This is a genomic window from Gemmatimonadaceae bacterium, from assembly GCA_035533015.1.
GTDB lineage: Bacteria > Gemmatimonadota > Gemmatimonadetes > Gemmatimonadales > Gemmatimonadaceae > JAGWRI01.
On the sequence record DATLUQ010000027.1, the window covers coordinates 1 to 11,065 of the forward strand.

Annotated in this window: 8 protein-coding genes; 6 read left to right on the top strand and 2 right to left on the bottom strand. The window is 71.2% G+C overall.

The window, feature by feature from the left end:
* A partial coding sequence (locus VNF92_05265) for a molybdopterin cofactor-binding domain-containing protein (GenBank protein HVA57277.1) occupies positions 1-1,005 on the top strand: 1,005 nt, incomplete at its 5' end.
* Here VNF92_05265 and glk read toward each other — a convergent pair.
* A complete protein-coding gene (glk, locus tag VNF92_05270) occupies positions 1,006-1,989 on the bottom strand; it encodes a glucokinase (GenBank protein HVA57278.1) in 984 nt (327 codons plus the stop codon). It abuts the gene before it with no gap.
* A 44-nt stretch (positions 1,990-2,033) separates the two neighbouring features.
* Positions 2,034-4,772, bottom strand: a complete 2,739-nt coding sequence (locus VNF92_05275) for an alkaline phosphatase family protein (protein HVA57279.1) — start codon at positions 4,770-4,772, stop codon at positions 2,034-2,036.
* A 94-nt stretch (positions 4,773-4,866) separates the two neighbouring features.
* On the opposite strand from VNF92_05275, the gene VNF92_05280 reads away from it, so the two are divergent.
* From VNF92_05280 to VNF92_05300, 5 genes are read left to right on the top strand one after another with little or no spacing between them, the layout of a single operon-like run.
* Positions 4,867-5,622, top strand: a complete 756-nt coding sequence (locus tag VNF92_05280) for a DUF969 domain-containing protein (protein HVA57280.1) — start codon at positions 4,867-4,869, stop codon at positions 5,620-5,622.
* Positions 5,619-6,575: a DUF979 domain-containing protein gene (locus VNF92_05285; GenBank protein HVA57281.1), complete on the top strand. Its 957-nt coding sequence runs from the start codon at positions 5,619-5,621 to the stop codon at positions 6,573-6,575. Before VNF92_05280 ends, VNF92_05285 begins: the two co-directional genes overlap by 4 nt.
* A 2-nt stretch (positions 6,576-6,577) precedes the next feature.
* A complete protein-coding gene (locus tag VNF92_05290) occupies positions 6,578-7,597 on the top strand; it encodes a DUF2891 domain-containing protein (protein ID HVA57282.1) in 1,020 nt (339 codons plus the stop codon).
* Positions 7,598-7,602: 5 nt separating this feature from the next.
* Complete coding sequence (locus VNF92_05295) at positions 7,603-9,024, top strand: hypothetical protein (protein HVA57283.1); 1,422 nt, start codon at positions 7,603-7,605, stop codon at positions 9,022-9,024.
* Positions 9,025-9,070: 46 nt separating this feature from the next.
* Entirely contained in the window at positions 9,071-10,915 is a 1,845-nt protein-coding gene (locus VNF92_05300) for a hypothetical protein (protein HVA57284.1), read from the top strand.
* Positions 10,916-11,065 lie beyond the last annotated feature (150 nt).

Here is an 11,065-nt window from a genome sequence, read left to right on the forward strand (position 1 = left end):
CCCTTCGGGGTGAAGGAAGAGTTGATGCGCGCCTTCGACCTGGCCGACGACCGCGTGCGGGTGATCATGCCCGACACCGGGTCGGCCTACGGCGGCAAGCACACCGGCGAATGCGCCGTCGAAGCCGCCCGCCTGGCCCGCGCCGCGCACAAACCGGTCAAGCTCGTCTGGACGCGCGAAGAGGAATTCCGCTGGGCCTACTTCCGCCCGGCCGGCGTGATCGACGTGAACGCCGGCATGACGGCCGACGGCACGCTCACCGCGTGGGCGTTCGACAACTACAACTCGGGGCCCGCCGCCATCCGGCCCATGTACGCCATCGCCAACCAGCGCGTGGAGTTCCACCCGAGCGACTCGCCCTTGCGCCAGGGATCGTATCGCGGGCTGGCCGCCACGGCCAATCATTTCGCGCGCGAGATGCACGTCGACGAACTGGCCCATACCGTCGGCATGGACCCGCTCGCATTTCGTCTCAAGAACCTGAAGGACGAGCGGCTTCGCGCCGCATTCCAGACGGCGGCCGACCGCTTCAACTGGGGCCGGCCGCGCGCCGAAGGACACGGCGTGGGCATCGCCGGCGGCTTCGAGAAGGGCGGCTACATCGCCACGGCCATCGAGGTCGCGGTGGACCGCTCTACGGGCTCGGTCAGGCTCGTCCGCGGCGTGAGTGCGTTCGACTGCGGTGCGGTGGTCAATCCCGACATCCTGCGCAATCAGGTCGAGGGCGCGTTCATCCAGGGAATCGGCGGCGCGCTGTTCGAGGCCATCGATTTCGACCACGGCGTGGTGCGCAACGCGCACCTCGCGCAGTACCGCGTACCGCGCTTCTCCGACGTGCCCGACCTCGACGTCGTGCTCATCGACCGCAAGGACGAAACGCCCATGGGGGCCGGCGAAACGCCGATCTTCGGAGTCGCGCCCGCGGTCGGCGCCGCGATCTTCGACGCGACCGGCACCCGGGTGCGCGCGCTGCCCATGGCCCGCGGAGGACTGCGTACCGGTTGATCAGAGCCGCGCGGCGAATCCCGCGGCGCCCAGCAGCCCGACCTTGGTGTTCATGACCACATACACCGGGGCCTTGGCCACCAGCGGCGACAAGCGTCCCTGGTCGTGCAGCGCGTCGCGGAACGTCTGGCCCTGCAGTTGCCGAACGATGCGCGGCGCGATCCCGCCCGCGATGTAGAGGCCGCCGGTCGCTACCGCGATCAGCGCGAGGTTGCCCGTCACGCCGCCCAGGACCTCCACGAACAGGTCCAACGCCTGGGCGCACAGCGCGTCGTCGCCGGCCAGCGCGTGCGCGGTGACCACGGCGGCCGGATCTTCGCGGGCCATCTGCCGTTCGACCGCCGCCTGCTTGGGAGCGACGCGCTCCGATTCGAGATACCGGTAGAGATCGGCCAGCCCGGCGCCCGACAGCACACGCTCATTGGACGCACGGCCGTACTTGCCCCGCAGGAACCGCAGCAGCCCGTCCTGCCGCGGGTTGCGCGGCGCGAAGTCGGTATGGCCACCCTCCGACGCGTACACGCGGTACGCCGTCCCGCCCCACAGCCGGAACCCCACGCCAAGCCCGGTCCCCGCGCCGAGGTACGCCACGGCGCCGTGTTCGCGCGGCTCGCCCGCCTGCAGCGTGACCAGATCCTCCGACGCCAGGAACTCGAGGCCCACGCCCACCGCGAAGAAATCATTGATCAGCCCGAACCGCTCGATGCCGATCGCCCCCGCCACCTGCGCGCGATCCACCGTCCACGGCAGGTTGGTGGCCTGCGCCACGTCGCCCACCACGGGACCCGCAATCGCTACGCACCCCTGCGCCGGCCGCGCGCCTGCCTCGTCGAGAAATGCGCGCACGATGGTGCCCAGCCCATCGTAGTCGGCGCTCGGATAGTCGCGTTCGTGCACGATGCGCGCGGCGCCGCGTTCCACGTCCGCGATCGCCAGCCGCGCGTTGGTTCCCCCGACGTCGCCCGCCAAGACATGCATGGTCATACCATAGCGAGATGGTGCGCGGCGCGCACCCGCCCGCCGCTCCGCTACCGGCGGCGCCCCGCGGTGGAATCCGCCCCACCCCGCTTCTCGCGCTCGTCGTCGGGGAGATCCACCGACATCGGGAAGAACAGCGACTGGTGCACACCCGGGTACGGCGTGTTCCACCCGCGCGCATCGTGCCACAGAATGCGGTTCAACACATCGCTCGGCGCCGCGTCGGGTATGTCCAACCGCATGCGCGACGACGCCAGCGCGGCGGCCCGCGCCGGTCCGTGCAGCGCTCCCACGCGCGCATTCACGTCGTAGATCGACTGCGCCGGCACGAGCGCCCGGTACGGCGTGAAGTCGGGGGCCTGCCCCGGATCGAGGAAACTCGCGCGCATGTCGTGCGCCACGAGATCGAACATGCTCAGCGCCGGCAGCCCCAGCATCAACTCCACGGTCTTCACCATGCTCGGCTGGCTGTAGAAGGTGCTGTCGATCGCCCCGCGCCGCGCATACGGCGAGATCGCGAGCGCCACGGTGCGATGGCCGTCGATGTGGTCCACGCCGTTCTGCGCGTCATCCTCCACCACGAGAATCGCCATCGACTTCCAGAACGGCGAATGCGTGAGCGCCTCTACCATGTGCCCGAGCGCGAGATCGTTGTCGGCTACCGACGCCTTGGGCGTGCTCCAGCCCGGCGACGTGCCGTTCGTGTGATCGCTGGGCAGAATGACCATCACGAGATTTGGCATGCGGCCGGACGCCGTCCACTCGCGCACGTGCTCGTCGAAGATGTCGGCCTTCACCACGTCCGGCAGCTCCTGCGTCCACCCGGGATACTCGCGCACCAGCACCTTGTCGAGCGACGGGATGTCGGAATGCGTGTCGTACGTCTTGCGCGCCGCGTTCCGGAAGTACACCGCGTCGTGCGACGCCGAGTCCCGGTACTCGGCCAGCAGCCGGCGCCGGACGCTCGAGATCGAGTCCGACGGCGCCGGCGCGTACTCGCCGAACACCGCCACAGACTTCCCCTTCGCTTCCGCGTCCTCCCACAAGAACCCGCCCAGCGAGTAGGTGAGCGCGTCGTCGCCCTCCGACGGATAGCTGCGCCCCTGGTACAGCGGCCACATCGGATAGTCGGTCTCGTTGGCCTGCGTCAGCCACTGGTGGCCGTCGGCCGAGTTGCCCCCCGACGCGAAGAAGTGGTCGAGCAGCACGAACTGATCCGAAAGCGCGTGCGCGTTCGGCGTCACGTCGCGCCCGTAGATCACGAGCGAACTGTCGCTGGCCCCGCGTCCCTCGTCACCGAGCACCTGATCGTACGTCCGGTTCTCGCGCACGACGAACACCACGTGGTCGATGAGCGACCGTTCGCCCGGTCGCTCGGGCACCGCGCGCGGCGGCGCGTCGGATCGAACCGCGATCGCCACGTGCTCGCCCTTCAACGTCAGCCGGTCGTTGCGGGCCACCGAGGTCGTGTACGCGGCCAGTTCGGCCTCGCTCGGCACGGCGATCACGTTCACCGAGCCGCGCACGGCGTACACCTGGCGCCCCGTTTTCCCGGGCGAGCCCGGGGTGGTGCCCGTGCCCGAGCCCACGCCGAGCAGCGTCCCCACTGCCAGCGTCGAGCCGTCGGGGCTCACGTCGAGCGCCGCCGGATACCACCCCGTGGGAATGAGCCCGCGGAACGCGAACGTCGGCCGCGCCCCGGCACCCGCCACGTCATACATCGCCACGGCGTTCGCCCCGCCGAGCGCCACGAACAGCGTGTGCCCATCGGGAGCCACCGCCACCGCCGTGGGCGCGAGCCCGATCCGGGTCTCGAAGAACGGCCGCACGTGCAGCGTGGCAAGCGAGGCGCCGGTGCGCGAATCGATCACGCTCACGGCGTCCGAGTTGCCGTCGGCCACGTACAGCCGGCCACGCGCTTGGTCCCACGCCATGCCCGTGGGATGCCTGCCCACCACCACCGTGCGCGTGATGCGCCCCGTCACGAGGTCGATGCGCGCCACCGTGCCGGGCTCGGCGATGCCGCGTGCATCCACGCGCACCGGCTCAGCCATCGGATCGCAGCACTGACGCGCCGCGCGGTCGCCGCTCGCCGGCTTCGGGCCGCCGAAGTTCGTGATCCACGCCGCCGACCCGTCGTCGGCCACCACCGCCGCCACCGGCAGCACGCCCGCGTCCAGCGTGCGCAGCACCGTCCCGCGGTCCGCATCGATGATCGCCACCTGGTCGTTGGCCGGCAGCGGCACCACCGCCACGCGATGGCCCGTCGCGTTGGCCAGACGCGCCACCCCCGGCGCGCCGGCCATGTACGAGCCCAGCGCTCCGGAGTTGAGCGTCGCCTGCGCCGAATCGCCCACGCGTCCGGACGCCGTGAATGCGGTGAGCTGCGCCACCGCCGCGCCGCGCCGCAGCGCTCCGCTGCCCGGCGTGCGGCTCGTCTCCATGCCGGCCGGCAGCAGGCCCACCGACGACACCAGCACGCGGCCCGATGCCGGGTCCAGCGCCACGCCATGCACGCCCGGCGTGCCGCTGAAGTGCGCCACGGCGAGCACACGGTTGTCGCGCCAGTCGAGTTCGTACGCCGCGCCGGGTACCGCCACCCAGATCACGCTGGCCGTGGGGCCGAACCGCACGCCGGCCACGCGGCCGCGGAACACCGTCTGAACGCCCGCCGGCGTCACGCGCTGGTCGGTGGCGATCACCCCGGGATCGGGCACGCTGCGCACCGGCTGCTGGGCGGCCAGCGAGTGCAGCGCGGCGAACGCGAGGAGGAACGGGAGTGCGCGCATACCGAGAACCTATCACGCACCCACCCGCCGTCGAAAGCCGGGCGCGTCACGAAATGGTGTCGCCGCCGCCCGCCGCGTCGTACCTTTTGCCCCTATGCTGACTCTCCTCGGCGTCCTCGTCGTCATCGTCGGCTTCGCCCTCCGCTTCAATGCCCTGCTCGTCGTGACGTGCGCGGGTATCGTCACCGGCCTCGCCGGCGGCCTCAGCCTGCCCGCCGTGATCTCGGAGTTCGGCAAGGCGTTCACGCTCAACCGCTACGTGGCCATCGTATGGATGGTGCTGCCCGTGATCGGCCTGCTCGAGCGCAGCGGACTCAAGGAGCGCGCCCGCGACCTGATCGCGCGTATCCACGCTGCCACCACCGGGCGCGTGCTCATGGCGTATCTCGCCCTGCGCCAGATCACGGCGTCCCTCGGCCTCACGTCCCTTGGCGGACATCCGCAGATGGTGCGGCCGCTCGTCGCGCCCATGGCCGAAGCGGCCGCCGAAACGCGCTACGGCAACCTGCCCGACGACACGCGCTATCTCATCCGCGCCAACGCCGCCGCCGTGGACAACATCGGCGTCTTCTTCGGCGAGGACATCTTCATCGCCATCGGGTCCATTCTCCTCATCAAGGGCTTTCTGGCGCAGAACGGCATCAACGTCCAGCCCACCACGCTCGCCAAATGGGCGGTTCCAACGGCCGTCTCGGCCTTCGTCATTCACTCCATACGCCTGATGCTCCTCGACCGGAAGTTGAAGCGCGATCTGGGCAGCCGCACCGTAAAGGTAGTTCCCTCTCCTACCCTCCTACCCTCCGACCCTCCTACCCATTCACCGGCCGGTTCTGGAGAAGAACGGCCATGATCGGCCTCGAAGCGGTCTACCTCCTGATGGGCGTGATGCTCGCCGGCATCGCCCTGGTGAATCTGTTCGACCGGGCCGACGCCAAACGCTTCAACAAGGGCGCGTTCTGGGGCATCTACGCGATCACGTTTCTGTTCGGCAGCCATCTGCCCGACTTCGTCGACGGGTGCCTGGTCATCGCCATGGTGCTCGTGTCGAGCATCGGCGGCCTGGGGCGTGGCGGCCCCGAGCTGGTCACGGCCGCGGAACGCGAGGCGAGCGCCGCGCGCTGGGGGAACAAGCTGTTCATCCCCGCGTTGCTCGTGCCCGCGGTCACGGTGGCCGGCACCATCGTGTTCACGAGGCTCCGGGTGGACGGCGTGGCGCTCGTGGATCCGTCGCAGGTCACCGTGATCTCGCTCGCCCTGGCCACCCTGGTGGCGCTGGCCGTCGGCATGGCCATGATGCGGTCGCCCGCCGCGGCGCCCATCGTCGAAGCCCGCCGCCTCATGGATGCCGTGGGGTGGGCCGCCGTCCTGCCGCAGATGCTCGCCGCCCTGGGCGCGCTGTTCGCGCTGGCCGGCGTCGGCACCGTGGTCTCCACGCTCGTCAACCGGTGGATTCCGCTCGACACGGCCATCGTCGTCGTGATCACGTACGCCGTGGGCATGGCGCTGTTCACCATCGTCATGGGCAACGCCTTCGCCGCCTTTCCCGTGATGACCGCCGGCATCGGCCTGCCGCTCATCGTCACGAAATTCGGCGGCGACCCGGCGATCATGGCCGCCCTCGGCATGCTCTCCGGTTATTGTGGAACACTGATGACGCCGATGGCCGCCAACTTCAACATCGTCCCGGCGGCGCTGCTCGAGCTGCCCGACGAGAATGCGGTCATCAGGGTCCAGATTCCCACCGGACTCGCGCTGCTCGCCGTCAACATCCTGCTCATGTACTTCCTCGTATTCCGCTACTGACCATGCCGCCAGACCCCTCCACGCTCACGCCGGCCGTGGCCGCCCGGTTCGCGTCCATCGCGCTCGGCCACGTCACCCGGGAATACCCCAACAAGCTCGACCATGTGCTCACCGGGCCCGACGACCTGCTCGGCCCCCGCGCGCTGCACCCCGTGTTCTACGGCAGCTTCGACTGGCACTCCTGCGTCCACGGCTACTGGCTGCTCGCCCGGCTCCTGCGCCGCTTCCCCACGCTCCCCGAGGCGCCACGCATCCACGCACTGTTCGACGCGCACCTCACGCCCACCGCCCTGGCCGGCGAGCTCGCCTACCTCCGGCAGCCCTCCCGCGCCGGGTTCGAGCGGCCCTACGGGTGGGCATGGCTGCTCATGCTCGGCGGCGAACTGGCCCGCCACACCACCGGCGACGGACGGCGCTGGCACGCCGCGCTGGCCCCACTCACCAACGCATTCGTGGCCCGGTTCCGCGCGTTCCTGCCCAGAGCCACCTATCCCGTGCGCGTCGGCACGCACTTCAACACCGCGTTCGCGCTCGCCCTGGCCCTCGATTACGCCGCAGCCGCCGGCGACACCGCGTTCGCCGACCTGATCCGCGAGAAGGCCAATGCGTGGTACGGCGACGACGCCGACTGCCAGGCGTGGGAGCCCGGCGGCGACGACTTCCTCTCCTCGGCGCTCATCGAGGCGGAGTGCATGCGGCGCGCCATGCCGGCGGCGGGGTTCGAAGCCTGGCTTCACCGCTTCCTCCCGCGGCTCGCCCAGCGCCAGCCCGCCACGCTCTTCCGCCCGGCGCACGTGAGCGACCGGTCCGACGGCAAGATCGCCCACCTCGACGGGCTCAACCTCTCCCGCGCCTGGTGCTGGCGGGCCATCGCGCGGTCGCTCGCCGCCGGCGACCCGCGCGCCGCGATCGCCCGCGAGTCCGCGGAATTGCACCTCGCCGCCAGCCTGCCGCACGTCGCCGGCGACTACATGGGCGAACACTGGCTGGCCACGTTCGCCTTGCTCGCCCTCGAGGCCTGACACCCATGACAACGCTCGCCCGCGCCTCCGCCGTGATCGCGCTCGTCGTCTCCGCCGCGGGCGTCGGCGCCCAGACGCTCGACACGGCATTCACGGGACGGGTCCTGGGCCCGCTCATCGCCAGAGCGGACACCAGCAACCGCTACGCCGCCTACATCCCGCGCGGCTATACCGGCGTCCACGCCACGCCCCTGCTTATCCTGCTCGACCCCGCCGGCCGAGCCGATACTGCGCTCAGCCGCGTCACCGGCGCCGTCCAGCGCCTCGGCTGGGTGGCCCTGAGCAGCTACGATGCGCGGGGCGACCTCACACCCGCAGCCAACCAGCGCATCGTGAACGTCATGCTCTCCGATGCGTTCTCGGCGTTCCACCTCGACACCGCGCGCATCTACATCGCCGGGCTCGCCGGTACCGCCAACGACGCCTGGATCTTCGCGTACGGGTCGTCCGGCCACATTCCAGGAATCGTATCGGTGGGCGCCGCCGGACCGCTGGACAGCGCCTGGCAGGCCGCGCACCCGGGCAAGCCGCCGTTCGACGTAGCGCTCGCGTCGGGCAACCGGAGCTACGGGTACGACGACGTCATGCGCGGCGCCGCGGCACTGCGCGCCGACTCCACGCCGCGCCGGCTCGACGTCTTTTCTGGCGCCAGCGGCTGGCCCCCGGCCGCCGTCATGGCACAGACCCTCGGATGGCTCGAGGCGCGCGCCATGATCCGCCATCTCCGGCCGGTCGATTCCGTGCTCGTGGACTCGCTGTTCGCGGTCGATTCCGCCGGCGCGGCAGCCGTCGAAGGCGCGCGGCGTCCGGCGCTGGCCGCCGACCAGTGGGAGAACGCCGCCATCGCGTGGGCCGGCACGCACGACGTGTCGTACGCCCGCGCGCGTGCGCGCGCCCTGGCCGCCGACCCGGCCGTGCGGCGGTGGCGTGCCAAACGCGACTCCCTCGTCGCCGTCACGCTCGACATGCGCCGCTCGCTGATCGCCACCCTCATCGACCTGCGCGAGCGCCCCGGCGTGCCCGATTTGCGCCGCCTCAACGACAGCCTCCGCATCGCACCGCTCCAGGCGTGGATCGCCGACACCGCCGATTCGGTGCGCGCCGACTGGGCCGCGCGCCGCCTGGCGGAGGTGTTCGGCCATCTGTCGTTCTACGAACCTGAGGCGTACATCAACGTGCGCGATCCGTCGCGCGCGCTCGCCGTACTCGACATCGCGGCCGAGATCGAACCCGACAGCCCGGTGGTGTGCCGCGAGCGGGCGCGCGCCTACGCGCTGCGCTTGGACAGCGATCGCACGTTCACCGCGCTCCGCTGCGCACTCGCCGGCGGCACGATCTCCATGCGCGAGATCCGCGCCGACCCGCGCTACACGTTCATGGAAGCGCGCGACGACTACTTGAAGTTCATAGGCAAGACGGGCGGCTGATCCCCCGCCCCCGGCGGGATCTGGGCCCACCCCCCATCTTCCGGATATGGAGAACGCGCCCGACCGCTCGAACTGGTACGCCACGCTTGCCGCCGGCCATCGCGCCCAGCGCGCGGGGCAGGCCCGCGCCGTCGAACGGCTGGGCGCCGTGCGCCTCGCGACGTTCGTGGCCGCCGTCCTGGCCGTGGCCCGGTGGGCCTCCAGCAACGTCGCGCGCAACGAGTGGCTCGCCGCGGCGTTGATCGTCACGGCCGCGTTCGTCTGGATGGTCAGGACCAGTCGCCGCGCCAAGCACCGCCTGCACCGCACCGACGACCTGATCGCGCTGGCCGACGCGGGCGGCCATCGCGTGGCTCGCGCGTGGGACCGGCTCCCCAACGGACGCTGGCCGGCCGAGCCCGCCGCACATCCCTACGCCGTCGACCTCGACGTGTTCGGTCCCGCCTCGCTCACGCAGTTGATGCCGCCCATGAGCGACACCCCCGGACGCGCGACGCTCAGGGCGTGGCTCGTGGCGCCGGCCGAGCCCGAGCAGATTCGCGCGCGCCAACGCGCCGTGGACGAGCTTCGCGACCGGTACGAGTTCCGCGACGAACTCGCCATGGCCGGCATGCGCATCACCGCAACCCCCGACGGCGTCCAGCAATTGGCGCGCTGGGCCGCCGCAACCGGGTGGCTCACGCGGCGGCCGGCGCTCCTCGCGGCCAGCGTCGTCGTGCCGCTCGCCACCATGGCGCTCGTCGTGGCGCAGACCACGGGCTTCGTCGCACACGCGTACTGGATCGCGCCCGCGCTGGTCGGGTGGATACTCACCGTGCGATCGGGCCGGTCGCTCACCGCGAGCTTCGCCCCGGTGGTCGGGCAGGCCAACGCGCTGCGCCGCTACGCCGGCATGGCGCGCCTCGTGGCCGGCGAACGGTTCGCGTCGCCCGCCCTCCTCGCCATTCACCAGCGCCTCGCCGGACCACCCCGCCCGGCCCACCTGTCAATGCGCGCGCTCACCGCCCTCGCCGACTGCACCGAACTGCGGCTGTCGCCCATGCTGTACTTCGTGGTCAACACGCTCACCCTCTGGGATTTCCACGTCGCCCACCTGCTCGAACGCTGGCAGCGCACCCACGGCCGCCGCGTGGCCGATTGGCTGGCCGCGCTCGGCGAGTTGGAGGCGCTGTCGGCGCTCGCCACCCTGGCGTTCGACAATCCCGATTGGAGCTTCTCCGAGATCGCGCCCCGCGACCACGCCACCGTCGACGCCGAGGCGCTGGGCCACCCGCTGCTGCCGCCCGCCGTGGGCGTGCGCAACGACGTCTCCGTGGGCCCGGCGGGCGCCATCCTCGTCATCACCGGCTCGAACATGGCCGGCAAGAGCACGCTCCTCCGGTCCATCGGCCTCAACCTCGTGCTCAGCCAGGCGGGTTCGGCGGTGTGCGCGCGCCGCTTCGTGCATCCCCCCGCGGGGTTGTATACTAGTATGCGTATCGACGACTCGCTTGAGCGCGGGGTGAGCCACTTCATGGCCGAGTTGCAGCGGCTCAAGGCCGTGGTCGACGCCGCCGACGCCGCGCGCAGCGATGCTCCGCGCGCCCTCGTGTACCTGCTGGACGAGATCCTGCACGGCACCAATTCCGCCGAGCGCACCATCGCCGCGCGCTACGTGCTCAGCCACCTCGCGCGCACGGGCGCCATCGGCGCCGTCACCACCCATGACCTCCAGCTCGTGGACGCGCCCGAACTCGCGGCGGTGGCGCGCCACGTCCACTTCAGCGAACAGTTCACGCGCACCGGCGGCGTGCCGGCCATGTCGTTCGATTACACGCTGCGGCCGGGCAAGGCCACGTCGAGCAACGCGCTCAAGCTCCTGGAGCTGGTCGGGCTCACGCCGCCGGGCTGACGGGCGCCGGCGCCCACCGCGCCCCCGGCCCGCGCCTTCCCCTTGACACCCGACAGAAGGCATCGCATTCTCCTCTGTCCGTTCGACAGGAGACCCGATGGCCCCGTCCGCCGACGTGCTGCAGGGCACGCTCGACCTGCTCGTCCTCAA

What these genes read in the sequence shown, in the direction of transcription:
- glk (HVA57278.1), bottom strand. Translation starts at nt 1,989, where the DNA reads ATGACCATGCATGTCTTGGCGGGCGACGTCGGGGGAACCAACGCGCGG.
- VNF92_05275 (HVA57279.1), bottom strand. Translation starts at nt 4,772, where the DNA reads ATGCGCGCACTCCCGTTCCTCCTCGCGTTCGCCGCGCTGCACTCGCTG.
- VNF92_05280 (HVA57280.1), top strand. Translation starts at nt 4,867, where the DNA reads ATGCTGACTCTCCTCGGCGTCCTCGTCGTCATCGTCGGCTTCGCCCTC.
- VNF92_05285 (HVA57281.1), top strand. Translation starts at nt 5,619, where the DNA reads ATGATCGGCCTCGAAGCGGTCTACCTCCTGATGGGCGTGATGCTCGCC.
- VNF92_05290 (HVA57282.1), top strand. Translation starts at nt 6,578, where the DNA reads ATGCCGCCAGACCCCTCCACGCTCACGCCGGCCGTGGCCGCCCGGTTC.
- VNF92_05295 (HVA57283.1), top strand. Translation starts at nt 7,603, where the DNA reads ATGACAACGCTCGCCCGCGCCTCCGCCGTGATCGCGCTCGTCGTCTCC.
- VNF92_05300 (HVA57284.1), top strand. Translation starts at nt 9,071, where the DNA reads ATGGAGAACGCGCCCGACCGCTCGAACTGGTACGCCACGCTTGCCGCC.